Below are 24,599 nucleotides of genomic sequence, written 5' to 3'. Positions count from 1 at the left end.
GTCGTTTCAGTTGTTCTGAGAAACGAGGAAGGATGTCGCGAAATCGAGCCCGTCAGGCGCGATGCCGTGAGCCGTACCGTTCGAGATATGGAGCGTCACATCGTAGCCGGCGGCGAGCAGATCATCTGCCGCCTGCTTGCTGAGCCGGGGATCGACGACCTGATCGAGGTCGCCATGGATCAGCGCCACCGGCGGTTTGCTGTCGACGGGGAAGTCGTCGGCTGGAACGAACGCGCCAGAGAACGAGACGATGCCACGCAGCGCGTGGGGCAGCGCGGTGCCCACGTGGAGCGCCATCATAGCGCCCTGCGAGAAACCGATGAGATAGGTGTCAGCGGCTGTCACCCCGGTCTGCCGCCAGAGGTCCTCGAGGAACTCGACGATCACCGGGGCCGCCGCCTTGGCGCCCTCGATCCGGCCAGCAATGCGATCGACCTGCAGCGGAAACCACTCGAAGCCGAACGGGTTGCCGGCACAGGGCGTCGGCGCGTTCGGCGAGACGAACAGGGCATCGGGCAACACCTCACCCCAATGCTGTCCGAGCCCGATGAGGTCGGTGCCGTCGGCGCCATAGCCGTGGAGCAACACCACGATCTGCTTGGCGGTCCCGCCGCTCTTTGGCGGCAGCATCGGCCCGTTGAGCTTCACCATCAGATCGAGAGTCCTTCCTTGTTGCGCACCGCGCGATAGTAGCGCCACAGCAGCAGCGCCGCCGTCGAGCGATGTGGCGACCACCGTCGGGCCATGTCGATCAAGTCCTTGACCGGCGGCTTGTCGTCAAGCCCGAACGCCCATTGGGCCGCCCGCTGCAATGCCACGTCCCCGGCCGGGAAGATGTCGGGATGCGCGGCAGAGAACATGAGGTAGATCTCCGCCGTCCAGGGCCCGACGCCCTTGAGCCGCGTCATCGCGGCGATGGCCTCTTCCGCCGGCAGGTCCGCGAGCGGCGCAAAGTCGAACTGTCCGCCGACCACCGCTTCGGCGATGCCCCTGAGGGCCCGGTACTTCCCGCCCGATTGTCCCGCACCACGCACCTGCTCTTCGCTCAGTTCGAGATAGCCCGCCGGATCGAGCGCACCGGGCAGCAGCGCGAAGCGCGACCAGATCGCATCGGCGCTGGCGGTCGAGACCTGCTGGCCCGTAACGATGCGCGCCAATCCCTCGAACCCTCCCGGCGAGCGGCGAATGTCGAAGCTGCCGGCGCGCGCCGCGACGTCGCCGAGCCGCGGGTCCAGCCCGACCAGCACCTCGAGATGCCGGGCAAGCGTTTCTGGGGAATCGAGGCGGTCTGTCAAATCATGTCCCTTGCGTGTTAGCTCTCGGCGGCAATGCCCAGACCCGTCCTTCGCTTCGCCCCGAGCCCCAATGGCTACCTCCATATGGGGCATGCCTATTCCGCGCTATATACCGCGCAATGGGCCGCGGCGATGCATGGCCGGTTCCTGCTGCGCATCGAGGACACCGACCCGCAACGAAGCAAGCCGGAATTCACCGAAGCGATCTTCGAGGACCTGCGCTGGCTCGGCCTCGACTGGGAGGAGCCGGTCTGGCGACAGTCGGAGCGCTTCGACATCTATGCAGCGCATGCCGATCGGCTGAAGCAGCGCGGCCTGCTCTACCCCTGCTTCTGTTCGCGCAGCGAAGTTGCGGCCGCCGCGAGCGGCACGGATCCCGACGGCGCTCCTCTTTATGCCGGCACCTGCCGGCACCTTACCCCCGCCCAGATCGAATACCGCCTTGCCGCCGGCGAGGAGGTCCAGTGGCGCCTGCGGACCGAAGAGGCGCTGGAGCTCACAGGCCTCCTGACCTTCTCGGTCGCTGGTCCAACCCCGACCGACCGGTCGCAGATCCGCTACGCCCGCCCCCAGATCTGGGGCGACGTGGTGATCCAGCGCAAGGGCACCCCTACGAGCTACCACCTGAGCGTGGTGATCGATGACGATGCGCAGGGCGTCACCCACGTGACACGCGGCCGCGATATGGAGCCATCGACCGACATCCACGTGCTGCTCCAGATGCTGCTTGGCCTCGGCTCCCCGATCTACACCTTCCACAAACTGATCCTCGACGGCGAGGGCAAGAAGCTGTCGAAATCGAAAGGCTCCCCATCCCTGAGGAGCCTTCGCGAATCCGGCGTGACGCCGGAAGAGGTAAGGCAGAAACTGGGGTTCTAGGCCGCCTTCCGCTCTGCGGCAAAGAACGGCACCACCGTTGCCTTGATGGCCGCATCGAACGGCGTGGCGAAGCCCGGCCCGAGGATGGCGTCGAGGCGGGGATCCCTGAGCTCCATCGGATTCTCCCAGAGGTAGGCCATCTTGCCGACCTCCCGCATCATCGGATTGACCAACCCAATGGCGCCGAAGATCCAGCGCGGGAACATCGAGACCTTGAGCCGCACCGGCGCAGCGGCAACGATTGCCGTCTCCAGGTCCTCGGGTGTCACGTAGTGCCCGGCGAAATGGAAATTCTCCGAGGCACCCAGTTCCTTGCGATGCCAGGCGAGCTTCTCGAAGGCCCGCCCCAGGTCGGGGAGATAGGCCCACGCATGGCCGATTCCGCGGGCGCCCATGAGCTTCAGCTTGCCCTTCCCGGCCTCGCTCAGCATGGCGAGATCGAACCAGTCGAACGTGTTGTTGGGGCCGTAGAAGTCACCGGCGCGCAGGATGATGAGCTGGATGTCGCCACGCTGCGCCGCAGCCGAGAACACCTTCTCGACCTGCACGCGGATAGCACCGCGCGGTGTCTGCGGGTGCTGCGGCAGGTCCGGCGTCACGACACGATCTGTCGCCGCATAGTTGTAGATGTTGCCCGGGAACAGCATGGTCTTGCCGCTCTTGCCCAGTGCGGCGAGCACGCGCTCAGCCTGCGCCTCCATCCGGCCGTTATCCCACTGGTGGTAAGGCAGGTTCAGCGCGTTGACCACCACGTCGATCTCGCCGATCGCCGCGCGCAACGCCTCGACGTCGTCCGCATCGCCCTTGACGAACCGCACGCCCTCGATCGGGTGCCTGTTCGACCGGCCGTAGCCGGTAACGTCCCATCCGGCCGCGACGAAGGCCTTGGCGGCGTTGTGGCCGATATGGCCGTTGATCCCGAGGATGATGACCTGCTGCGTACTCATTTGCCGTTCTCCCGTACTCGTGAGCATAAGGTAGGCACAACGACAGCGTTTAGAAATTGGACAAACTAGAACTTATGCCATACAGAAACGTATAGAAGGAACCGGCAATGGCTCAACCCGACTGGTCTCACTGGCGCAGCTTCGGCGCCGTCGTCCAGCATGGCTCGCTGTCCGCGGCGGCCCGCGCCCTCGGGCTCAGCCAGCCCACGCTGGGCCGCCACATCGAGGCGCTCGAGCAATCGCTCGGCATGAGCCTGTTCGAGAGGACGCTTGCCGGTCTCAAGCCCACCGAGACGGCGCTCAAGCTCTACGAGCCTGTGCAAGCGGCCCAGACCTCGCTCGCCGAGGCAACCCTGCTCGCGGAAGGCGCAAGCGCCGCGCTCACCGGTTCGGTGCGCCTGACCTCGAGCACGGCCATGTGCCACTACGTGCTGCCGCCCCTGCTCTACGACCTCCGGCAGGCCTTCCCGCAGGTAGCCCTCGAACTGGTGCCCTCCGATTCCGTCGAGAACCTCCTCCTGCGCGAGGCCGATATCGCCGTGCGGATGTTCCGGCCGACCCAGCTCGACCTCGTCGCAAAAAAGCTCGGCGAGATCCCCATCGTCGCCTGCGCCCATGAGCGTTACCTGGCGCGGCGCGGCCGACCGGCCTCGCCCGAGGACTTACGCAACCATGACCTCATCGGCTTCGACCGCTCGGAGCTGTTGATCACCGCCGCGCGGCGAATGGGCTTCGAGCTGGGTAGAAACGACTTCGCCGTGCGTACCGACAGCCAGACCAACATGTGGGAGCTGGCCAAGGCAGGCATCGGCATCGGCTTCGCCCAGTCGATTCTCGTCGACGCGACGCCGGGCATGGTGCGCTTGCTGCCTGGCCTCAGCCCGCCATCCCTTGAGGTATGGCTGACCACTCACCGCGAGCTGTTCACCAGCCGCCGTATTCGTGCCATTTATGACGCGTTGAGCGAAGGCCTCGGGCGCCTGCTCGTGAAGGCCAGTAAATGAACGTCACCTCTATCATCACCATCATCGCGCTCGCCGCGGTCTCCATCATCCTTTTCATGGGCCTCTGGAACATGTTCCGGGGCGGCAACCCCAACCTGAGCCAGAAGCTGATGCGGGCGCGCGTGATCGCCCAGTTCGTGGCGGTCGTCGCGATTCTCGCCGCGCTCTACTTCTTCGGACGGGGATAGCTTCGCTCGCTGCCGTTCTTGGGCTAGCTTCCTGCAACTGACTCGCAGGCGGAACGGATGGTCAAGCTCAACAAGATTTACACCAGGACCGGCGACGACGGCACGACCGGGCTGGTGCGCGGACCACGGCGCTCCAAGGCCGACCTGCGCGTCGAAGCCTTCGGCACGGTCGACGAGGCCAACAGCTTCATCGGCATGGCCCGTCTGCACACGACCACCATGCCCAAATTCGACCGCGTGCTGGCGCGCATCCAGAACGACCTGTTCGACCTCGGCTCCGATCTTGCGACCCCTGGAGAAGACCCGGCGGGCTCGCCGCCCTCGCTTCGCATCGTGCCGGCCCAGGCCGAGTGGCTGGAGCAGCAGATCGACATCTACAACGAAGCGCTGAAGCCGCTGACCAGCTTCGTCCTCCCGGGCGGCACCCAGCTCGCGGTGGCGTTGCACCTCGCCCGCACCGTGGCGCGACGCGCCGAGCGGCTGGTCGTCGCCCTCGTCGCCGTCGAGCCCGACATCAACAAGGACGCGCTCATCTACCTCAACCGCCTGTCGGACCTGATGTTCGTCATGGCCCGCGTCGCCAACGCCAATGGCGAGAGCGACGTCCTGTGGACGCCGGGCAAGTTCCGCGGCGGCGGCTGATGCTCATCCCGCTGCACGACCGCAACCCGGTCAGGCACATCAAATTCGCCTACGTAACCTATGGCATCATCGCGCTGAACATCCTCGTCTTCCTGACCCAGCTCGCCCATGGCAGCGGGAGGAGCTTCGACGAATTCGCGCTGACCTATGCCGCAGTGCCGGCCTATTTCCTTCAGCCCACGGCACCGGATCGCCTGGCCTACCTGCCGGACGGCCTGACGCTCTTCACCTACGCCTTCTTTCATGCCGATTGGCTGCACCTGCTCAGCAACATGCTGTTCCTGTGGGTGTTTGGCGACAACATCGAGGATGCGCTGGGGCACGTGAAGTTCGCGCTCTTCTACCTCGGCTGTGCGGCGCTCTCCGGCCTCGTCTACATCGTCTCGGCGCTGGGGACCTACAACTGGCTGATCGGCGCATCCGGCGCCGTGGCGGGCGTGATGGGCGCCTACATCGTCCTCTACCCCCATGCCCGGGTCTACGTGCTGCTCGGCCTCACTATCCCCGTCCCCTTGCCGCTGCCCGCGCTCTGGATGCTCGGCGCCTGGGCGGTGGTACAGGTCTTCTATCTCGCGACCGGCGATGCGAGCCCGGTGGCGTGGACGGCCCATATCGGGGGCCTCCTTATCGGCGCCCTGCTGTGCCTGCCGCTCAAGCGCCGCGATGTGCCGCTGTTCGGTGGACGGTAGCGCCGGCATTTACCATGGGCGGCAAGGTCTCATTTACCGCCCATCGATAAACTCAAGGGGATGGACCTCGATCTGACATCGCAGCTTCTTGCCGCGCGCACCGCCGGCACGCACCATGCGATCTCCATTGCCGTGCTCAAGAAGTCGCACGAGATGGAGATGTCATTGATCCAGATGGTCGACCAGGTCGCGCGTTCCGCGCCGCCTCCAGGACAGGGGACGAAGGTCGACAAGCTGGCCTAGCGCCGGAGGGGTGATGAACCTCGACAGCTCGATCTATCGCATGGCCTTCCGCGAAGCCGACTCGCTCGGCGTAGCCCAGGTCCTCGTCGCCAAGAAGCGCGCCGATCTCGATCACCGGATGCTGGTCCAGCGGGTGAACGAGGGCAGCAAGCCCGCAGGCGCCGAACTCGAACGCGCCCTCTCCGACATGGAGCGCCGCTCCGACGATATCATCGGCCGCATCGTCGATCGCCGTGTTTAGGCCCCGTCTCTGAACCCCTTCTGAACAGAACGGTCGAGTCAGCATACCTTTTGCTGATTCTCCTGCTTGCGCGGCGCACTGCGCGAGAGCATTCCACCCGCCGATCAGCGGGGGGAACGCTGATGAGGAGTTTGGCCCATGACGACGAAGTCGGGCTACGAAAAGATGGTGAGCGGTGAGCTCTACGAGGGTCCGGACTGGGATCTGATCGCGATGCAGGTCGAGGCCAAGAAGAAGCTCGATCGCCTCAATGCCGCCCCCAGCTGGGACATGGCCAACCGCACCGCGATGCTGCGCGACCAGCTCGGCAGCTTCGGCGAGAGCTTCGTGCTCAGCCCCATTACCTGGGAATACGGCAAGCACATCCACATCGGCGATGGCGTGTTCATCAACTTCGAATGCGTCTTCCTCGATGGCGCCGACGTGCGCATCGGTGACGGCACCGCCATTGCCCCGCGTGTGATGTTCCTGACCGCCGGCCACCCGGTCGATCCGGTCGAGCGCCAGCGCCATGACCCGGTGACCGGCACGCTCAACGGCGCCATGTGCATCAACAAGCCCATCACCATCGGCAAGAACTGCTGGATCGGTGCGGGCACCATGATCGTAGGCGGCGTCACCATCGGCGACGGCACGACGATCGGCGCCGGCAGTGTCGTGACCCGCGACATCCCGCCCGGCGTCCTCGCCGCCGGCAACCCCTGCCGCGTCATCCGCCCGGCCAGCGCCAAGACGACACTCGCCGCCAACGCGGCGTAGAGCGCTACCTGACCAGAAACGCCTCAACCTCGGCGCGCGATGGCGCGCCGAGCCGCCCGCCGAACCGCGTGCACTTGATCGCCGCAGCTGCGGAAGCAAACGCGATCACATTGCGCATCGGCCAGCCTTCCAGCAGCCCCACCGCGAAGCCGGCGTGGAAGACATCCCCCGCCGCCAGCGTGTCGATCGCCTCGACCTTCGGCGCCGGCGAGTGGCGGATGCCGCCGCCTTCCGTCCACCAGCAGCCGTCTGCTCCTGCGGTGACAGCAACGAAGCCGCCATGGCTGGTTGCGAGCCGTCCCGCCGCAACATCCGGCGTGTCTGCCCCCGTCACCAGCTTGGCTGCACTCTCGGAGGCGACCACGTGCGTCGCCAGCGGCAGCAGCCCGTCCAGCACCTCGCGCGCCGCCATGTCAGCATCGAGGATCGCCGGAATGCCGGCGGCTTTCGCTGCAGCCAGCGCCAGCGCCGCCGCGCCCGGCCAGCGCACGTCGGTCATCACCGCGTCGATGTTGCCGAGACCCGGAGCCGCCTCCGGCGGCGCCATCAGCGTCGGATCGTAGCGCGGCACGATCATCGTCGAGCCGGTGCGATCCATGAAGATCGACGAGAAGCCCGAACGCGACCCGGCGACGCGTCGCACCCTCGAGCAATCGACGCCCTCGCCGGAGATCTGCTTTACCAGCCGGTCGCCGGTGGCGTCATCCCCTGCCGAAGCCCAGAGTGCGGCCTCACCGCCCAACCGGACAATGCTCGCTGCTTGCGCCGCCGCCATGCCTTCGGCCACCTCGACCGCATCGAGCGGAATGACCTTCCCCGGCCCTTCCGGCAGTCGGTCCAGCCGGAAGATGGTGTCCATGGTCAGGGCACCGACGCAGAGTATCCGGCCCATGCTCAGGCCCCGATCAGCGTGTCGATGACGGCCTTGCCATCGGACGAGTCCCAGGCGGCCGGACCCTGCAGTACGGCGAGCTCGCACCCCTTCTCGTCGAGCAGCAGCGTCGCCGGCAGCCCGATCGCCACCGCGTTCCGCTTCAGTCGGTCGAACGCGGAGAAATTTCTGTCCCAATAGAGCGGCAGGTTCTTGAGCTGCTCCTCGGTCATGAACTTGCTGGCCTTGGCGAGGTCGGTCTCGCCGGTATTGATGGTCAGCACCATGAACTCATCCGAGTTGTACTCGGTGGCGATGTTGTCCAGCGCCGGCATCTCCTCGCGGCACGGCACGCACCACGTCGCCCAGAAGTTGACGAGCAACTTCTTGCCCGCGAAGTCCGCGATCGTCTTGGGCTGGCCCGCCTCGTCCTGGAACGCCATGTCGGCATAGCCACGGCCCTCGCCGGTGCCGGTGAGCGCCGCCAGCAGGCCCGTCGCCGCCGCATCGATCTTCTGCCCCTTCACCACCTGCGCCTCGCATTGGTGCGCCTGGGCCGGCATGAAGTTGCCAATGGCGAGGGTAAGGACTAGTGCTAGCCCCGCGCTGGCCAGGGCAATCAGCAGCACCCGCTTGGGCTGCAATCTGCGGGTCGGTGCGGGGCTTTGGTCGGTCATAGGTCTACCGTTGGAGTTGAGATGAGCAATCGCATGTGGGGCGGCCGTTTTGCGACCGGGCCCGACGCCATCATGGAAGAGATCAACGCCTCCATCGGCTTCGATCAGCGGCTCTACAAGCAGGACATCGCAGGTTCTATCGCACACGCCACGATGCTCGCGGAAGTGGGCATCCTGACCCATGCGGATCGCGACGCGATCATTGCCGGCCTAAACAGCGTGCTCGAGGAAATCGAGACAAACAAATTCACGTTCTCGCGTTCGCTCGAGGACATCCACATGAACGTCGAGAGCCGGCTCAAGGAGATCATCGGCGACGCCGCCGGGCGCCTCCACACCGCCCGCTCGCGCAACGACCAGGTCGCGACCGATTTCCGCCTCTATGTCCGCGACGCCATCGACACTCTGCTGGCGCAGGTGAAAACCCTGCAGCTCGCGCTGGTGAAGCGCGCAGAGGAAGAAGTCGCGACCATCATGCCCGGCTTCACTCACCTGCAGAACGCGCAGCCGGTGACCTTCGGCCATCACCTCCTCGCCTATGTCGAGATGCTCGGCCGCGACTACGGTCGCTTCGAGGATGCCCGCAAGCGCCTCAACGAGAGCCCCCTCGGCTCGGCCGCCCTTGCCGGCACCCCCTACCCGATCGACCGCGACATGACCGCGAAGGCCCTCGGTTTCGACCGGCCGACTGCCAACTCGCTGGACGCCGTTTCCGACCGCGACTTCATCTTGGAAACGCTGAGCGCCGCAAGCCTCTGCGCCATGCACCTGTCGCGCTTCGCCGAGGAACTGGTGATCTGGTCCTCGTCGCAGTTCGGCTTCGTCAAGCTCAGCGACAAGTTCACCACCGGCAGTTCGATCATGCCGCAGAAGCGCAACCCCGACGCCGCCGAGTTGATCCGCGCCAAGGTCGGCCGCATCATGGGCGCGCTGACCTCGTTGCTGATCGTCATGAAGGGCCTGCCGCTCGCCTATTCCAAGGACATGCAGGAAGACAAGGAAGTCGCCTTCGACGCGCTGGATAGCCTGTCGCTGTCGCTCGCCGCGATGACCGGCATGGTCGAGGATCTGAAGGCCAATCGCGAGAAGATGCGCGCCTCGGCCAATGCCGGCTTCTCCACCGCCACCGATATCGCCGACTGGCTGGTGAAGCAGGCCAACATCCCGTTCCGCGAGGCCCACCACATCACCGGCCAGATCGTCGCCCTGGCCGAGCAGAAGGGCATGACGCTCGATGGCCTCACCATCGAGGACTTCAAGTTCATCGACCACCGCATCGACAGCCGTATCCACAAGGTGCTGAGCGTCGAAAGCTCGGTCGCCGCGAGGAAGAGCTACGGCGGCACGGCGCCGGAGAACGTCGCCTTGCAGGCGGCACGTTGGAAGGAAATCCTCACCGGCGTGAAGTCGGACCCGGTCAGCGTGAAGAAATCGGGGGCTCACGGCGACGGCGGAGTAGAGTAACGTTCACCGGCCTCTCCTGACGGGGGAGGGTGACCGCCGAAGGCGGTAGAGGGGCACCTACACGCACCGAGTCCAGCCTCGCCCCCTCCACCAGCTTCGCTGGTCCCCCTCCCCCGCTGCGCAGGGGAGGATCAACAGGAGAGTTCAGTGCCCGCTCGTCCTCGCACCCTCCACCTCACCGCCGACCACGTCGCCCGCATCCCGGTGATCGAGGATCCGGGCCAGCCGACCTACCCGGGTATTCGCCCGGCGACCGAAGCCGACTACGATGCGGAAGTCGCGCGCATCATCGACACTGCGCCGGAAGGCGAGTTCTGGATCTTCGCGCTGAGTTCGTTGATCTGGAACCCAGCCACCGAGTTCGACCAGCAGCGCATCGCCGTCGCCAGCGGCTGGCACCGCAGCTTCTGCCTGTTCGACCAGCGCTGGCGCGGCAATCCCAAACAGCCGGGCCTGATGATGTGCCTAGATCGAGGCGGCAGCTGCCGCAGCGTTGCCTACCGCATCCCGGCCGGGACCATCAAGGCCAACATGGACAAGCTGGTCCGCCGCGAAATGAGCATGGTGCCGAACGCCTTCCCCGGCCGCTGGATCAAGGTAACGACTGCCGAGGGACCGCTCACCGCGCTGGCGTTTGCTATCAACCGCAACAGCACGCGCTATGTCGGCGGCCTTACCCTGGCGGAGCGAGCCGACCGGCTGGCACAGGCCCATGGCTGGAAAGGCTCGATGGCCGAGTATGTGCTATCGACTGTGCAGAAGCTTGAGGAATACGGCATCCACGACCGCAACCTCTGGGCCCTGCAGCGGCTGATCGCCGAACGCATTGACCACCACTGGCCGGCACCCGCCGGCGCACCCCATCGCCCTTCTTGATCGGCACCATCGAGAAGTCTGACTTCCGTTTTGTCGCCCTTTCGCCTAGAGCTTCCGCCCGGATTTCGTAGGGGCCCAGGACCTTGGTGCATCATTTCCAGTATCGCGGCGACCGGCTGTTTGCCGAGGATGTCGACCTGACCGAACTCGCCGGCAAGGTGGGCACGCCCTTCTACGTCTACTCTGCCGCGACGCTGCGCCGCCACGTGCAGATGATGCGCGACGCCTTCAAGGGCATCGACACGCTGGTCGCCTACGCCATGAAGGCCAACTCCAACCAGGCGGTGATCAAGCTCATCGCCAGCGAAGGCGCCGGCGCCGACGTGGTTTCAGGTGGCGAGCTCGAACGCGCTATCGCGGCGGGCGTCCCCGCCAACCGCATCGTCTTTTCCGGTGTCGGCAAGACCTTCGCCGAGATGCGCCGCGCCCTCGAAGTCGGCATCAAGTGCTTCAACCTCGAGAGCGAGCCCGAGCTCGAGCGGCTGAGCGATGTCGCTGTGTCGATGGGGATGACCGCGCCGGTGTCGGTGCGCATCAACCCGGATGTCGATGCCGGCACGCACAAGAAGATCTCGACCGGCAAGGCCGAGAACAAGTTCGGCATCCCGTTCGCCCGCGCCCGCGAGGTCTATGCCCGCATCGCGTCGCTCCCCGGCGTCCGCGCCGTCGGCGTCGACATGCATATCGGCAGCCAGATCACCGATATGACGCCGTTCGACAATGCCTTCGCGCTGCTCGCCGAACTGGTGCGTGACCTCAAGGCCGCCGGGCACGATATCCGCCATGCCGATGTCGGCGGCGGCCTCGGCATCCCCTACCACCACGATGAAGACGCCCCGCCCGCACCACCCGCCTACGCCGAGATCGTCCGCAAGCACATCGGCCCGCTGGGCGTCTCGCTGGTGCTGGAGCCCGGCCGGCTGATCGTCGGCAATGCCGGCATCCTCGTCACCAAGGTCGAGTACGTGAAGGAAGGTGGCAAGACCTTCGTCATCGTCGATGCGGCGATGAACGACCTGATCCGCCCCACCCTCTACGAGGCGCACCACGACATCCAGCCGGTGGTGCACTCCAACCTGCCGCAGATCGTCGCCGACGTAGTCGGCCCGGTCTGCGAGACGGGCGACTTCATCGCCCAGGACCGCCGCATGGAAGGCGTCAAGGAAGGCGATCTCCTGGCCGTGATGTCCGCCGGCGCCTATGGCGCAGTCATGGCCTCGACCTACAACTCGCGTCCGCTGGTGCCCGAGGTGCTGGTGGACGGCAGGAAGTGGCACGTCATCCGCCCGCGCAAGTCGATCGAGGAACTGATCGCGCTCGACAGCGTCCCCGACTGGGTCTGATCGCCTTTGCACTGCTGACAAACCCTGTCAGCGTCAGCGCTCTAGTCTTGGCCAGTGCCACGACGGAGTCGCGCCATGCCCGAGACCCTGACCGACCGCCAGCTCAACCGCGCGACGCTGGCCCGCCAGATGCTGCTCGAGCGGAGCGACAAGGACATCGTCGCGACGGTGGAATGGCTGCTCGGCCTCCAGGCGCAGCAGACCCATGACCCCTATATCGGCCTCTGGTCGCGCCTCGCCGGTTTCACCCATGAGGCACTGACTGCGCTGATCGTCGATCGCACCCTCGCCCGCGCCACGACGATGCGCGGCACGCTCCACCTTCATACCGCCGACGATCTGATCGGCATCCGCGAACAGATGCAGCCGTTCCTGCGCTCCTTCTGGCTCAGCAATTTCAGGAAGCGATTCGGCGGCAATGACGAAGCGGCCGTGCTGGCGCTGGCGCGTGAACTGCTCGACGTCGGGCCGATGACCGCCGGGCAACTCGGCAAGCGCCTCTCCGAGCGCTTCCCCGAGGGCGAGCCATTGGCCATGACCATGCTGCTGCAGTCTACCGACACGCTGATCCAGATCCCGCCGACCCGCATCTGGGGCTCCGGCCATTCGCCAGTGATCACCCGCATCGGCAACTGGCTACCCGCCCCCTACGAGCGCCCGATCGCCCGCGAAACCCTGGCCCGCCGCTATCTCGCCGCCTACGGGCCAGCCAGTGTCGCCGACATGCAGACTTGGTCGCGGCTTTCGAGACTCGGCGAGGCGCTCGAGGCGCTGCGTACCGAGCTCGTCACCTTCACCGCCCCCGACGGCCGCGAGCACTTCGATCTGCCAGACGCACCGCGGCCGGATGCCGACACCCCGGCCCCTGTCCGCTTCCTGCCGCTCTACGACAATGTCTATCTCGGCTACGACAACCGCCGCCGCATGCTCGCCAAGGACGACGAGACGCGCATCAACCTGTTCGCCGACTTCAGGCCGGCCGTACTCGTCGACGGCGTCATCGCCGCCGGGTGGAGCATCGACAGGAAAAAGGGCGCGGCAATCCTCGCGGTCGAGCCCTACCACCGCCTGCGCAAGGCCGATATCGCCGACATCGAGCGTGAAGGCGCACTCTTCCTCCGTTTCATGGAGGAAGCTGCGGAGAGCTACGATGTACGAGTGCTGGACGTGCGGTCCGACTAGCCGGCCATCGCCTGCCGGGCCAGCGAGACGATTTCGGCCGGGCGACCATTGAGCGCGTCATCGACCTTTTCAAGCACCTGCTGCAGCGAGAAGGGCTTGGGGATCACGTCGTAGATCAGCTGGTCGAGGCCATGAGCCCGCTCGCGCTGGTCGGCAAAGCCGGTCATCAGCACGATCGTAAGGTTCGGCCATCCCGCCGCGACGTTGAGCGCGAGCGCAATGCCGTCCATCACGGGCATCTTGATGTCGGACAGCAGCAGGTCGAAGCGGCCGTCCTCCTCAGTCATGATCTCGGAGGCGAGACCGCCGTCTTCGGCCTCCACCACCTCGTGCCCCACATGCTGGAGCGCGCGGGAAACAAAGGCGCGCACGCCGTCATCATCTTCGGCAAGCAGGATCCTGGCCATCAGTGATCGCTCTTCTGAATAGGTTCGTGTTCGGGCAATGGTGTTGCGGCCGCCGTGTTGGCGGCCTGCGTGCGGACCGCGCTGTCGGCAAAGCCGAGCCGCAGTTGGGTCGCTGCAGCGGGCAGCGAGGCGAGTTCGGCGGTGAAGTCGAGCGCTTCGCCCGGCGCAACATCGCCGGCAGCAGGCATCACGCTCCACTGGTAAACCTGTGCACCGCGATCATCGAGCAAAGTCACGACAACGGGGGGCACGACGACTCGGCGGGCTTCAACCGGCCGTATCTTGGCTATGACGCTCAACACGCTGTCCTCGCCACGTCGGGTGACGACGGTAGACACGTCGCTGAACTCTAGGCCGACGACGTTCACACCGAGGCCGAGCGCCGAGTAAACGCCAGCCATGTCAGGAATGAGGCGCACGATCTCGGTACGGAACACATATCCGGCACCGAGCACACTCACGAGCAGCACCACCGAGGCCAGCCGAACGGCGCGGATGAGTCGTGCTGCCGGGAGGGCAGCGCCGACGGCGCGCTGGCGCTTCTCGATCCGGCCCCTGGCTGCCTTGTCGGAAACAGGTTCAGGCGCTTCGGTCTCGGGCTCCATGGCCGCTCGCGGCGCGATCGCCGCCCGGATTTCGGCAATGGACTTGACCACTTCGGGTGGTGGCGGCGCTTCCTGCGATGTCAACTGCTGCAGTGGATCCGGCACCCCGGCCAGCCCTGCCCGCTGCTGGAGCGCGGTGAACTCGCGATCGAGCACCTCTTCCTCGCCAGGCGTGAACAGCCGATCCTCTGGGGGCGGGGTTTGCGCCTCGGCGAGCCACGACTGGCCGCAATGCGCGCAGCTCACCTTGCGCCCGCTCGCCCCTAGCGTATCGGGCGGCAGCTGATAGCGCGTGCCGCAATGCGGGCAGGCGATGACAACTGTTTTTTGCTGAGGCGAACGCATGATTCGAACCTAGGCGGAGGGCGTTAAGTTTCCTCAAACCGGCGCCATCATATTCCGCTGCCCGCGACCAAGATTTGGGCTGAATTGTCGGTGAGAACGCCCGTTGACGCGGGGGACCGCTGTTATGATGCCCTGCAATTGATTCGGAGCGGATAGGCCCGGTGATCGAGTTCTCCAATGTTGGCCTGCGCTATGGGCAGGGCCCAGAGATCCTGCGCGATCTCAACTTCCGCATCGAACCCGGCACCTTCCACTTCCTTACCGGTCCCTCCGGGTCCGGAAAGACGTCGCTGCTCAAGCTCCTGCTGCTCTCGCTCCGGCCCACACGCGGCCGCGTGACCCTGTTCGGCAAGGATACCTCGGCACTCGACCAGGATGCCCTGCTCCAGATGCGGCGCCACATCGGCATCGTGTTCCAGGAGTTCCGTCTGCTCGACCACCTGACGACCTTCGAGAACGTGGCGCTGCCGCTACGCGTCCTGGGCGAGCCGGAATCGAGCTACCGCGCCAATGTCACCGAGCTGCTCGAATGGGTCGGCCTCGGCTCCCGGCTCGATGCGCACCCGGCGGTTCTCTCGGGCGGTGAGAAGCAGCGCGCCGCCATTGCCCGTGCCGTCATCGGCCGGCCCGACATCCTTCTCGCCGACGAGCCCACCGGCAACGTCGACCCCGAGCTGTCGCTGCGCCTCGTGCGGCTCTTCGCCGAGCTCAACAAGATGGGAACGACCATCATCCTCGCGACGCACGAGTTGCCCCTGCTCGACAACTTCCCCTTCCCGCGCATGAACCTCCACGAGGGCCAGGTGGTGTTCAGTGATTGAGCTCAGGCTCCCCCGTTTTGCCGGCCTCGATAGCCGCGAGCGCGCCGCCCCGATCGTCCCCGAGCGCTCGGTCGCCGGACGCACCCTGGTGCTGCTCATCGCCATCATGACCTTCCTCTCCGGCGTGACCCTTGGTGGGGTGGTGCTGGTGCAGAAATCCGCCATTGCCTGGTCGTCCGACGTCGGCCGCGAGATGACCATCCAGATCCGCCCCATGGAGGGCGAGGTGATGGACTCGAACCTGCGCACGGCGGTAGCGCTGGCCGAAGCAACGCCCGGCGTCGCCTCCGCGCAGGCCCTGACGCTCGAAGAGAGCCAGAAACTGCTCGAGCCCTGGCTCGGCGCCGGGCTCGACCTGTCGGCAATCGACATCCCCCGCCTCGTCGTCGTGCAACTGGCTGATCCCGGTGAGGCGGACATCGCCAAGCTGGAGCGTGACCTGCAGTCGGTGAAGGGCGCCAGCCTGGATACCCATGCCGCATGGCGTCAGCAGCTCAACGTCATGGCCGGCACCATCGTCGCCTCGGGCCTTCTCGTACTGGCCCTGATCGTCGTTGCGACGGTGCTCGCCATCATCTTCGCGACGCGCGGCACCATGTCCTCCAACCGCGAAATCGTCGACGTGCTGCATTTCATCGGCGCCTCCAACAGCTTCATCGCCGGCGAGTTCCAGGGCCGCTTCCTCACCATCGGCTTCCGGGGCGGCATCATCGGAGGCCTTGGCGCGCTGCTCTTCTTCTTCCTCGTCGGCCTTGCCGCCGGATCGATGGTGCCGCAGGAGGCCGGTCAGCAGCTTGGCATCCTCTTCGGCCGTTTCGCCCTCGGCATCGACGGCATGTTCGGCATCCTCGCCGTCATCCCCGTGATCGCCGCTATGACCGCTATCACTTCGCGCATGACTGTGCGACGCTTCCTGCAGAAGACGTCCTGACGGGCCTATTGTCCCCGGCGCCGCAAGCAGGCACGGTGCCGGCCGGAAGGGGAGGACTTCAATTGATCGGCCAGGCGATCCGCTCGCTGCTTTTCTATGCCTTTTTCTACCTGCAGACGGTGCCGCTGGCGATCATCGTGGGCCTGAGCGCCGTGCTGCGCGGGCGGACGAAGTTCGGCTGGGCCATCGCACTCTACTGGATCCATTCGAACCTCTTCGCGCTGCGCTGGCTCGCCGGCATCAGAACCGACGTTGCGGGCGAAGAGAACATTCCGGCCGACCCCTGCATCATTGCTTCCAAGCACATGAGCGACTGGGACATCTTCGCCCTGCTGCCGGGGGCTGAGCGGCCGGCCTTCATCGCCAAGAAGGAGCTGATGGACATTCCCTTCTTCGGCAAGGCGGCGATGGCTTTCGATACCATCCGCGTCGACCGTTCGCGCGGTGGCGATGCCATTCCCATGATGCTCGAGGATGCCCGAAAGGCCGCCGCCGGTGGCGCCCGCATCATCATCTTCCCCGAGGGGACGCGGAAAGCCCCGCTCGAACCGCATGACTACCGCTACGGCGTTGTCCGTCTATACGAGGCGCTGAACGTGCCGGTCGTGCCGGTGGCGCTGAACTCCGGTCTCTTCTGGGGGCGCAACAGCCTGCTGCTGTGGCGCGGTACGGCCCGGGCCCGCTTCCTGCCGGCAATTCCGCCCGGTCTGCCGACGGAAGAGTTCCGCGCCCGGCTCATCACGGCGATCGAGGGCGAAACCAACCGGCTGATCCTCTCGGCGTATGAGGAAGGGCTCAAACGCCCGATCGACCCCGCCCTGCGCGAAAAGCTCGATAAGTTGGCACAGGGGATAGCCCCCGCGGCGGTCAAGCCCACTATATCTTGACGGGGCAGGCGACGCAGCCCATAGCTGTAGTTGTCAGCCTTGGCGGGGCTTGACATTTGTCTCAAGTTTGTTCTACTTTTGTTCCCTTCGACTGGGGAACCGAGGGAGCCGGGGCATGGTGCCGACACTTGATCGTACGCTGCTGCAACATGCGATGGCGCATCCGGTGAACTGGCGCGGCCGCTCTGGCCGCTACTACGCGCTTGAGCCGCTGCGGCTCGAGGACTTCCGCTTCGCCGGCGACGAACTTTACCTCATCGCGCTTGGTCCGCACGTGCTGTGGGCCGGTGGCGCCGCCGACCTCGTCGAGGATGCCGTGAGCCGCGCCCGCTTCCGCCTCGCCATGGATTGCGCCGACCGTGTCTTCCACGTCGAAACCAGCACGGACGCCATCGAGCGCCTGACCGTGGTGTGGGACCTCGAGGGGGCCGAGCCGATTCTGGGATTGAGCGCGGCCTAGGCCGAAGCCACCACCGGGATGTCGACGCCGTGTAGCGCCGTTACCACCTCGTCGAGATAGCGGTCGCGGATGCCCAGTTCTGCCAGCCTGCGGGCGGTTTCCAGCACGTATTCGGGATTGGGGCCGGATTCGCCGACCCCTGACCTCACGAGCCGGACCTGCTCGGCAATGGCGAGCTTGCCGGCATACTGGACATGGCGGGTATCGGCGACGAAGGCGAGGCCCGAGACGACTTGGCCGTCGACCAGCATGGGGCGGAAGGCCTCTTTGTAGACACCGTGGTCCATCTCACGCTCGCTGAGATAGGCGTGAACCTCGTCCCAGCGCTTGCTTTCCACCTCGAAGGCCACGCCCCGGCATGAGCCCCCCGGCATGAGTCCGAAGACGAGACCCGGCTGTGCTGCCGTACCGCGATGGCGCTGCGAGTAGACGCACAGGCGACGATGAACGCCCCGTAGCATCGCCGGCACCTGGCGGACGAAGGCGAAACCCGGCCGCCAGATCAGCGAGCCGTAGCCGAACACCCAATGCGTTGATATCTGCGCCACTTCAGCCGTTCCGCCTTGCCCCCGTCATGTTCGTACCGATACGGTCCGCCGCGCGCAACGCCTGCGCCGGCATAGGAGACGTGACTTTGCGGAAGTTCCTCTGGCTCGCGATCGCGGTGATCGTGGTCGTGGCGGCCTGGACCGCGGGCTGGTTCTGGGCCGCGGGGGAGATCCGCGGCCAGGTCGAGAGGCTGGCGGCCAATGATGGCGACAGCGCTCCCAAGTTCTCCTGCGCGACGTTCAACGTCACCGGCTTCCCCTTCCGCTTCGACCTCGACTGTGCCGAGGGCACGTTGGTCGAGCAGGACCTGACCGTGACCTTCGCCGGGCTCCGGGCGTCGGTGTTGGTCTACAACCCCACGCACGCGATCTTTTCGGCCAAGGGCCCGTTCGCCTATGCCGATGCCTTCTCCGGCAGCCAGCGCCGGCTCGACTTCACCGGCCTCGATGGCAGCCTGCGCCTTGTTTCAGCCGATCCGGTCAAGGGGCTGAGCGGCGAAGGCTGGCGCCTGGGTCGTTTCTCCATCGAAGCTGACGACCTTGCCGTCACCGACACCGTGGCCGGGGACGTCCGCGAAGCGGCCGCCAAGCATGTCGAGGCCCATCTGGTGGACAACCCCGCCGGCCTCGACAAGACCGCGGGCACCTCCGCCGTCGCCAACTATGTCACGGTGTCCGACCTCGACCTGCCCGGCCTGCAGATCGCGGGCGGCAACGCGACGCTCGAGGCCCAGTTGAGCGGCCTTCCCGCCGACCTCCACGACTTCGGGGCGCCAGACGCCATCCGTCGCTGGCAGGCGGCCGGAGGCGAACTCGACATCGTCCGCTTCTCGGGCAGCCAGCCCAACCCCGAAGAACGCTTCGACGTGGCCGGCAAGCTGCGTCTCAATGCTGCCGGTTATCCCGAAGGCGAGATCAACTACACCACCAAAGGCGTCCTCGAGCGCTTCGCCGACTACGTGCCGGCGGTGCAACTCGCCATCCTGCGCGGCGCACCGCAGGGCGAGGGCAACTTCAGCAATACGCTGACCATCACCGACGGTCAGGTGAAACTGCTGACCGTGGTGTTTGCCCAGCTGCTGCCGCTGTTCTAGGCGTCCTCGCCGCCGCCATGCTCGCGGACGGCGAACGGCGTCACGTCCTCGGGCTGGACGATCGCATTGCCCGTGGTGCCGTGCGGACGGCCGAAATCGGGCGCCGCCGTTTCCTGGCCCGCCGTGATGATCGAGCGGCGGATGGCGCGGGTGCGGGTGAAGAGCTCCTGCATCGCCGGCCCGTCGCCCACGCGCACGGCGCGCTGCAACCGGCTCAGGTCTTCGAGGAACCGGCCCAGCATCTCGAGCACGGCGTCGCGATTGGTAAGGAACACGTCGCGCCACATGATCGGATCGCTGGCCGCGATGCGCGTGAAATCACGGAAACCCGAGGCCGAGAACTTGATCACCTCGGACTGCGTGTCGGCCTCGAGGTCGGAGACCGTGCCCACGATATTGTAGGCAATGAGGTGCGGCACGTGGCTGGTGATGGCGAGCGTCAGGTCGTGATGGTTGGCATCCATGCACTCGACATTGGAACCGAGCGCCCCCCAGAACGAGGTGAGGCGGTCGACTGCCACCGGGTCGGCCGACTTTTCCGGGGTGAGGATGCACCAGCGGCCGACGAACAGATCGGCGAAGCCGGCGGACGGACCGGAATGCTCGGTGCCGGCGATCGGATGGCCGGGAATCAGGTGCACGCCCTCAGCCACATAGGGCTTCATAACCTTGAGGACGAAGCCCTTGACCGAGCCCACGTCGGAGAGGATGGCACCCGGAGCCAGCGCGCCACCGATCTGCTTCATCACCTCTTCATAGGCGCCGACCGGCGTGCAGAGGATGACGAGATCGGCCCCGGCCACCGCCTCGGCGGCGTCTAGCGTGTAAATGTCGCCCAGCCCGAGCGCCCGCGCTTCCTCCAGCGTCTCGGACTTGCGGGTCGTGATCGCGATCGTCTTGGCCAGGTCCTTGAGCTTCACCGCGCGGGCGATGGACGAACCGATGAGGCCGATGCCGATGAGGGTGATCTTGTCGAACATCTAGTTAGCCCCCGGAGCGCCGAACGCCTTCAAAACTTCGACCACGGCACGCATGTGCTCCTCGAGGCCGATGGAAATCCTGAGCCCTTCCGGGATGCCGTAGCCGTGCATCTCGCGCACGATCAGGCCCTTGTCGCGCAGCGCCCCGAAGGCGGCCTTCGACGTCTCGACATTTTCGAACAGTGCGAGGACGAAGTTGCCCTGGCTGGGCGGCACGCGGATGGCATTGCCCGAAAGCGCGAGCGTAAGCCACTCGCGCCACCGCGCATTGTGGTCGCGCAGCCGCGCCGTGAACTCGACGTCGCGCGCAGCAGCAGCAGCGGCAGCCTGCCCCGAGAGCGAGACGTTGAACGGACCGCGGATGCGGTTGACCGCATCGACGATATGGGGCGGGCCATACATCCAGCCCACGCGCTCGCCGGCAATGCCCATCTTGGAGAAGGTGCGCACCATCACGACGTTCTCGGACTTGTCGACGAGGTCGATGCCCACCGAATAGTCGGACGCCGTGACATACTCGGCATAGGCGCTGTCGAGGACGAACAGGATGTCGGGCCTCAGCCCCGCATGGAGCCGCTCGACCTCGGCCGCTGGCAGGTAGGTGCCGGTCGGGTTGTTGGGGTTGGCGAGGAAGACAACCTTGGTCCGCTCGGTCACGCTCGCCAGCATGCGATCGACATCGGCCCGGTAGTCGGTCTCCGGCACCATGACAATCTCGGCCGAAGCGCCCCGGGTGATGATCGGATAGACGTTGAAGCCATATTGGCTCATCAGCGCCTCGTCGCCTTCACCCAGGTAGACCTGTGCCAGCAGGTGCAGGATGTCGTCCGAGCCGAAACCGCACACGATCCGGTCCGGCGAGATGCCGTGGACCTCGCCGAGCGCCATCCTCAGCTCCCGCGACGAGCCCTCGGGATAGATGTGCATCCGGCCGGCCTGAGTCATCATCGCCTCCACAGCCCTGGGGCTGGCGCCGAGCGGGGACTCGTTGGCCGAGAGTTTTACCAGCTTCACGCCCTCAGGCGCGTCCGATCGGCCCGGCACATAGGGCGCGATCTTGAGGATGCCGGGCTGGGGAACGGGGCGAGTTGGTGCGTCGGTCATTTTCTTGTGGGGTAGGCGCGAAATCGGGCCGGACCATAGGGGAAGCGGCCTGCCCTTGCAAAGGAATCCCGGCCTTTCGCCGCCGCTTCTGCTACGATGGCGGCGCATGGTTGTCGAACGGAGGAGGTTCCGATGACGGCAATGAACATCGTGCACATGCGGGTCAAACCCGCCCGCGAAGAAGAATTCCTCGACATTCATCGCAAATTCGAGCGCAACGTCCCGCCGGGCCTGCGCAACTTCTGGGTCGTGAAGACGGGCGAGCGCACCTATTGCGTCGTGGGGGAATGGACCGGAATGGCCGAACTGGCAGCGGCACGCCCAGCCATGATCGCCAATCTCGACAAGCTGCGGCCGCTGCTGGAAGACCTCGGAGGAGGCCGTGGCGTGACCGAGCCGTGGTCCGGCGACGTCGCCCTGCACCTCAGGCCCGAGGTCGGAGCCGGGAGCGCCCTCTAGCCTAGCGCCCGAGATTCCGCATCGCCGCCTGCGGCGCCATCGCCGGCACGCGCACATAGCGCTCGGCCCGCCGTCGCCGCGGCACGGCCGGGAACAGCTCCTTGCGCGCCAGCACGCAATGCACGCCGGCAAAAGTAGGCCCGAACAGCCGCCCTGCGCGCTCGAAGAAGCGCGTCGACTTGAGAACGAGCGAGTGCTGCGATGGCGGCAGGTAGAGCGCGTCCTTCCACTGCTCGGGCACGAAGCTGTGGTCGCGCAGCAGCCGCTCGAGCTGACCGCGCGAGAATGGGTGGCCATCGCCGAACGGGGTATTGTCCAGCGACGACCACATGCCGCGCCGCTTGGGGACGATCACGATCAGCCGCGCATTTGGGGCCGACACCCGCCACAGCTCGCGCATCAGCTCCTCGGTGTCGCTGGCATGCTCGAACGCATGGACGGCGATCGTGAGGTCAACCGCCGCGTCGGTGAGCGGCAGTTCTAGCGGATCGCACATCACGGTGTGCGACGGCCCCTCGCGCGGCCAGGCCGAGGCGCCCTGCCGGGCCGGCATCGCCGCGATGACCCGCTCGGCCCTATCGAGGGTGAAGCGCATGTAGGGCGTGGCGAAGCCAAGCCCCAGGATGCGCCTGCCGTTCACGTTGCCGGCAAACCGCACCACCTCCTCGCGCAGCAGCGCCCGGGAGATCTTGCCCAGGGGTGACTTGTAAAAGCCGATCAGCCGCTCGACGTTGGAGGTCATGGCGTTGTCCGAAAACCTTATCTAGTTTCTGTCATGCTTTGACGCGGCCTGCCACCCTCGGCGGCCAAGTGCCTCGGAGACCCATCGTGCCCGTCCTCATCGATATCTTCCTCAGCCGCAGCGACAATTTCGGCTATCTCGTCCACGACGTGGCCACCGGGCGAACCGCGGCCATCGATGCTCCTGACGCCAAGGCGATCAAGGAAGCGCTGAATCGGCGCGGCTGGCGGCTCACTGATCTGTTCATCACCCATCACCATACCGACCATGTCGAGGGTATCCCTGCGCTCAAGCGCGAATATGGGGTGCGGGTCGTCGGGCCGGAAGCCGAGCAATCCAAGATACTGGGGCTCGACGAACTGGTTTCGGCCAGCGACACCGTTTCGCTCGGCGAGACGGATTTCCTCATCATCGAGACCCCCGGCCACACGCTCGGGCACATCGTCTACTACGAGCCGGCCGGCCGGCACCTGTTTTCCGGCGACGCGCTGTTCTCGCTGGGCGTGGGGCGGATGTTCGAGGGCAAGCCCGGCCCGATGTGGAGTGGCCTGGAGGAGCTGCGCGGCCTGCCCGACGATACCCTCGTCTATCCCGGTCACGAGTACACGGCCGCCAATGCCGCCTTCGCCCTCAGCGTCGATCCGCGCAACTCCGCGCTCAACATCCGCGCCGGCGAGGTGAAGCGGCAGGTGGAGTCGGGACGTTTCACCATTCCCGTGACGCTGGGCATGGAGAAGGCCGCCAACCCCTTCCTCCGCGCCGACCAGCCGGCCCTCGCCAAGGCCATGGGCTACGCCGCCGACTCCGCGCCCGAAAAGGTCTTCGCGGCGCTGCGCAAGGCCAAGGACGACTTCAAGTAACGCGCAGGACGCCGCGTTACGGTTAACCATTCCTTACGGAAGGGCGGGAAAATCCCGCCGATTCATTGCAACCTGCCCGGGCCGTTGCGACTTTGAATGCAGCGATCCGGTGAAGGCTGTCCCAAAACGAAACAGCCGCCCCGGATCCAAGGGATTGGCCGAGGCGATGGACGGGAACGGGACGGAGCGCAAGGTCTTCAGGTTACCGGACGGCGTCGAGCCGCCGCGGACCTACCTGCGCGTCATCACCCCTGCCCCCAACGCCGATTTCCTCAGCCAGTTGATCGCCGAACGCCAGCACCTGCCGCCCCAGCGGGAACAAAGCCGTGCGCCCGTCGACGAGGCGGTCAATGCCTATGACCGCGGCTCGCGCATCGCAGTGCGCCGCATGCCGGCCGGCTATCGCAGAACCATCGTGACCTGACTGCCGACACGGGAGAGCCAGTCAAGGCAGCTCCAGTACCGTCATCCCCGGGGACCCATCGTGCCAAGCCGGCGCGTCGCGGCTAGCCTCAGTTCATCGAAACGTCGCGACCGGCGCCGGTGATCGACACCGTGAAGCCGGCAACCACGTCGACGATCGCCATCATCATCAGGATGAAGAACACCGAGCTCGCGGCGGCCCCGACGAGCAGGAACTCGACGAGGAAGACCACGAACACCACCACCGAGAGCATGTGCTCGATCACCGAGTTGCGCCCGGTATTGGTGGACTTGATCACCTCGAAGAACAGGCAGACGAGGCCGATCACCAGCATCAGGTCGCCCGAGGTCAGCGACCACTGGACACCCGACACCATGGGGATGGTCAGGAGCTGCTGGCTCCAGCCGGCCGGATTGCCACCCATGAACAGGAAGGCGAAGAAGTTGTAGGCGACCAGCGGGACGATCAGCAGCGGCGGAATGAAGGCACCGCCCCGCACCGCACGGCGTTCCGGCGGAATGAATACGGTATTGTCGGTCATCGGGGCACTCCCACAGGGCTAAATCGCTGATCCCGACAATGCCAAACGCAACGGCGGGGAGCTAGCCCCGCCGCACGATTTCGCACTCTGT

At 66.0% G+C, this 24,599-nt stretch carries 32 protein-coding genes; 20 read left to right on the top strand and 12 right to left on the bottom strand.

Features of this window, described 5'->3' with window-relative positions:
- Positions 1-6: 6 nt before the first annotated feature.
- A complete protein-coding gene (locus PRN20_RS22220; RefSeq protein WP_273959862.1) occupies positions 7-651 on the bottom strand; it encodes an alpha/beta hydrolase in 645 nt (214 codons plus the stop codon).
- Positions 651-1,295 carry a DNA-3-methyladenine glycosylase family protein gene (locus PRN20_RS22215; RefSeq protein ID WP_273959861.1) on the bottom strand — a complete coding sequence of 215 codons (645 nt, stop codon included), beginning with the start codon at positions 1,293-1,295 and terminating at the stop codon, positions 651-653. Before PRN20_RS22215 ends, PRN20_RS22220 begins: the two co-directional genes overlap by 1 nt.
- A gap of 33 nt (positions 1,296-1,328) precedes the next feature.
- Here PRN20_RS22215 and gluQRS point away from each other — a divergent pair, with 33 nt between their 5' ends.
- Entirely contained in the window at positions 1,329-2,174 is an 846-nt protein-coding gene (gluQRS, locus tag PRN20_RS22210; protein ID WP_273959860.1) for a tRNA glutamyl-Q(34) synthetase GluQRS, read from the top strand.
- On the opposite strand, the gene PRN20_RS22205 is transcribed toward gluQRS, so the two are convergent.
- On the bottom strand, positions 2,171-3,121 hold the full coding sequence (locus PRN20_RS22205) for an NAD-dependent epimerase/dehydratase family protein (protein WP_273959858.1): 951 nt from the start codon (positions 3,119-3,121) through the stop codon (positions 2,171-2,173). The two genes, gluQRS and PRN20_RS22205, sit on opposite strands and share 4 nt — an antisense overlap.
- 107 nt (positions 3,122-3,228) lie before the next feature.
- Here PRN20_RS22205 and PRN20_RS22200 point away from each other — a divergent pair, with 107 nt between their 5' ends.
- From PRN20_RS22200 to PRN20_RS22170, 7 genes are all read left to right on the top strand, one after another.
- Positions 3,229-4,125, top strand: a complete 897-nt coding sequence (locus tag PRN20_RS22200; protein WP_273959857.1) for a LysR family transcriptional regulator — start codon at positions 3,229-3,231, stop codon at positions 4,123-4,125.
- Positions 4,122-4,313, top strand: coding sequence for a twin transmembrane helix small protein (locus tag PRN20_RS22195; protein ID WP_273959856.1), 192 nt, complete (start codon positions 4,122-4,124; stop codon positions 4,311-4,313). The genes PRN20_RS22200 and PRN20_RS22195 overlap by 4 nt, the downstream gene beginning before the upstream one ends.
- Positions 4,314-4,370: 57 nt before the next feature.
- Complete coding sequence (locus PRN20_RS22190; RefSeq protein ID WP_273959855.1) at positions 4,371-4,955, top strand: cob(I)yrinic acid a,c-diamide adenosyltransferase; 585 nt, start codon at positions 4,371-4,373, stop codon at positions 4,953-4,955.
- Positions 4,955-5,644, top strand: coding sequence for a rhomboid family intramembrane serine protease (locus tag PRN20_RS22185; protein ID WP_273959854.1), 690 nt, complete (start codon positions 4,955-4,957; stop codon positions 5,642-5,644). Before PRN20_RS22190 ends, PRN20_RS22185 begins: the two co-directional genes overlap by 1 nt.
- Before the next feature lie 60 nt (positions 5,645-5,704).
- Positions 5,705-5,887 (top strand): hypothetical protein, encoded by a 183-nt coding sequence (locus PRN20_RS22180; RefSeq protein WP_273959853.1) that lies wholly within the window; start codon positions 5,705-5,707, stop codon positions 5,885-5,887.
- A 13-nt stretch (positions 5,888-5,900) separates the two neighbouring features.
- The gene (locus PRN20_RS22175) at positions 5,901-6,128 is read left to right on the top strand and encodes a hypothetical protein (RefSeq protein ID WP_273959852.1); all 228 of its coding nucleotides are present in this window, start codon (positions 5,901-5,903) and stop codon (positions 6,126-6,128) included.
- Positions 6,129-6,266: 138 nt separating this feature from the next.
- Positions 6,267-6,887, top strand: a complete 621-nt coding sequence (locus tag PRN20_RS22170; RefSeq protein WP_273959851.1) for a sugar O-acetyltransferase — start codon at positions 6,267-6,269, stop codon at positions 6,885-6,887.
- Positions 6,888-6,891: 4 nt separating this feature from the next.
- On the opposite strand, the gene PRN20_RS22165 is transcribed toward PRN20_RS22170, so the two are convergent.
- Both PRN20_RS22165 and PRN20_RS22160 read right to left on the bottom strand, forming a co-directional pair.
- A complete protein-coding gene (locus tag PRN20_RS22165; protein WP_273959850.1) occupies positions 6,892-7,779 on the bottom strand; it encodes a PfkB family carbohydrate kinase in 888 nt (295 codons plus the stop codon).
- 2 nt (positions 7,780-7,781) lie between these two features.
- Positions 7,782-8,435 carry a TlpA disulfide reductase family protein gene (locus PRN20_RS22160; RefSeq protein WP_273959849.1) on the bottom strand — a complete coding sequence of 218 codons (654 nt, stop codon included), beginning with the start codon at positions 8,433-8,435 and terminating at the stop codon, positions 7,782-7,784.
- Between the two features lie 21 nt (positions 8,436-8,456).
- On the opposite strand from PRN20_RS22160, the gene argH reads away from it, so the two are divergent.
- From argH to PRN20_RS22140, 4 genes are all read left to right on the top strand, one after another.
- Positions 8,457-9,899, top strand: coding sequence for an argininosuccinate lyase (argH, locus tag PRN20_RS22155; RefSeq protein WP_273959848.1), 1,443 nt, complete (start codon positions 8,457-8,459; stop codon positions 9,897-9,899).
- Positions 9,900-10,046: 147 nt separating this feature from the next.
- Positions 10,047-10,775, top strand: a complete 729-nt coding sequence (locus tag PRN20_RS22150) for a gamma-glutamylcyclotransferase (RefSeq protein ID WP_273959847.1) — start codon at positions 10,047-10,049, stop codon at positions 10,773-10,775.
- A gap of 86 nt (positions 10,776-10,861) precedes the next feature.
- Positions 10,862-12,118, top strand: coding sequence for a diaminopimelate decarboxylase (gene lysA / locus PRN20_RS22145; protein ID WP_273959961.1), 1,257 nt, complete (start codon positions 10,862-10,864; stop codon positions 12,116-12,118).
- A gap of 75 nt (positions 12,119-12,193) precedes the next feature.
- Complete coding sequence (locus PRN20_RS22140; RefSeq protein ID WP_273959845.1) at positions 12,194-13,300, top strand: winged helix DNA-binding domain-containing protein; 1,107 nt, start codon at positions 12,194-12,196, stop codon at positions 13,298-13,300.
- Here PRN20_RS22140 and PRN20_RS22135 read toward each other — a convergent pair.
- Positions 13,297-13,707 (bottom strand): response regulator, encoded by a 411-nt coding sequence (locus tag PRN20_RS22135; protein ID WP_273959844.1) that lies wholly within the window; start codon positions 13,705-13,707, stop codon positions 13,297-13,299. The genes PRN20_RS22140 and PRN20_RS22135 overlap by 4 nt on opposite strands.
- Complete coding sequence (locus PRN20_RS22130) at positions 13,707-14,657, bottom strand: zinc-ribbon domain-containing protein (RefSeq protein WP_273959843.1); 951 nt, start codon at positions 14,655-14,657, stop codon at positions 13,707-13,709. The genes PRN20_RS22135 and PRN20_RS22130 overlap by 1 nt, the downstream gene beginning before the upstream one ends.
- Positions 14,658-14,818: 161 nt before the next feature.
- Here PRN20_RS22130 and ftsE point away from each other — a divergent pair, with 161 nt between their 5' ends.
- From ftsE to PRN20_RS22110, 4 genes are all read left to right on the top strand, one after another.
- A complete protein-coding gene (ftsE, locus tag PRN20_RS22125) occupies positions 14,819-15,478 on the top strand; it encodes a cell division ATP-binding protein FtsE (RefSeq protein ID WP_273959842.1) in 660 nt (219 codons plus the stop codon).
- On the top strand, positions 15,471-16,409 hold the full coding sequence (locus PRN20_RS22120; RefSeq protein ID WP_273959841.1) for a cell division protein FtsX: 939 nt from the start codon (positions 15,471-15,473) through the stop codon (positions 16,407-16,409). Before ftsE ends, PRN20_RS22120 begins: the two co-directional genes overlap by 8 nt.
- A 62-nt stretch (positions 16,410-16,471) precedes the next feature.
- Positions 16,472-17,296 (top strand): lysophospholipid acyltransferase family protein, encoded by an 825-nt coding sequence (locus PRN20_RS22115; protein ID WP_273959840.1) that lies wholly within the window; start codon positions 16,472-16,474, stop codon positions 17,294-17,296.
- A gap of 115 nt (positions 17,297-17,411) precedes the next feature.
- The gene (locus PRN20_RS22110) at positions 17,412-17,756 is read left to right on the top strand and encodes a hypothetical protein (protein ID WP_273959839.1); all 345 of its coding nucleotides are present in this window, start codon (positions 17,412-17,414) and stop codon (positions 17,754-17,756) included.
- Here PRN20_RS22110 and PRN20_RS22105 read toward each other — a convergent pair.
- Complete coding sequence (locus PRN20_RS22105) at positions 17,753-18,304, bottom strand: gamma-glutamylcyclotransferase (RefSeq protein ID WP_273959838.1); 552 nt, start codon at positions 18,302-18,304, stop codon at positions 17,753-17,755. The genes PRN20_RS22110 and PRN20_RS22105 overlap by 4 nt on opposite strands.
- Before the next feature lie 86 nt (positions 18,305-18,390).
- Between PRN20_RS22105 and PRN20_RS22100 the strand changes: the two genes are divergently transcribed.
- Positions 18,391-19,398 (top strand): DUF2125 domain-containing protein, encoded by a 1,008-nt coding sequence (locus tag PRN20_RS22100; protein WP_273959837.1) that lies wholly within the window; start codon positions 18,391-18,393, stop codon positions 19,396-19,398.
- Here the strand turns inward: PRN20_RS22100 and PRN20_RS22095 are convergent.
- Together PRN20_RS22095 and hisC are read right to left on the bottom strand one after the other, a co-directional pair.
- Complete coding sequence (locus PRN20_RS22095) at positions 19,395-20,378, bottom strand: prephenate/arogenate dehydrogenase family protein (RefSeq protein WP_273959836.1); 984 nt, start codon at positions 20,376-20,378, stop codon at positions 19,395-19,397. The genes PRN20_RS22100 and PRN20_RS22095 overlap by 4 nt on opposite strands.
- Positions 20,379-21,482: a histidinol-phosphate transaminase gene (gene hisC / locus PRN20_RS22090; protein ID WP_273959835.1), complete on the bottom strand. Its 1,104-nt coding sequence runs from the start codon at positions 21,480-21,482 to the stop codon at positions 20,379-20,381.
- Positions 21,483-21,614: 132 nt separating this feature from the next.
- On the opposite strand from hisC, the gene PRN20_RS22085 reads away from it, so the two are divergent.
- On the top strand, positions 21,615-21,941 hold the full coding sequence (locus tag PRN20_RS22085) for a putative quinol monooxygenase (RefSeq protein ID WP_273959834.1): 327 nt from the start codon (positions 21,615-21,617) through the stop codon (positions 21,939-21,941).
- Between the two features lies 1 nt (position 21,942).
- Here PRN20_RS22085 and PRN20_RS22080 read toward each other — a convergent pair whose 3' ends face one another.
- Positions 21,943-22,683, bottom strand: a complete 741-nt coding sequence (locus PRN20_RS22080) for a class I SAM-dependent methyltransferase (protein WP_273959833.1) — start codon at positions 22,681-22,683, stop codon at positions 21,943-21,945.
- A gap of 83 nt (positions 22,684-22,766) precedes the next feature.
- Between PRN20_RS22080 and gloB the strand changes: the two genes are divergently transcribed.
- Together gloB and PRN20_RS22070 are read left to right on the top strand one after the other, a co-directional pair.
- The gene (gene gloB, locus PRN20_RS22075; protein ID WP_273959960.1) at positions 22,767-23,543 is read left to right on the top strand and encodes a hydroxyacylglutathione hydrolase; all 777 of its coding nucleotides are present in this window, start codon (positions 22,767-22,769) and stop codon (positions 23,541-23,543) included.
- Positions 23,544-23,697: 154 nt separating this feature from the next.
- Complete coding sequence (locus PRN20_RS22070) at positions 23,698-23,967, top strand: hypothetical protein (RefSeq protein WP_273959832.1); 270 nt, start codon at positions 23,698-23,700, stop codon at positions 23,965-23,967.
- An 88-nt stretch (positions 23,968-24,055) separates the two neighbouring features.
- Here PRN20_RS22070 and PRN20_RS22065 read toward each other — a convergent pair whose 3' ends face one another.
- The gene (locus PRN20_RS22065) at positions 24,056-24,508 is read right to left on the bottom strand and encodes a hypothetical protein (protein ID WP_273959831.1); all 453 of its coding nucleotides are present in this window, start codon (positions 24,506-24,508) and stop codon (positions 24,056-24,058) included.
- Positions 24,509-24,599 lie beyond the last annotated feature (91 nt).

Source organism: Devosia sp. ZB163, from assembly GCF_028613635.1.
GTDB lineage: Bacteria > Pseudomonadota > Alphaproteobacteria > Rhizobiales > Devosiaceae > Devosia_A.
Note: the sequence above shows the minus strand (reverse complement) of the source record. Positions and strands in the feature narration are given on the sequence as shown.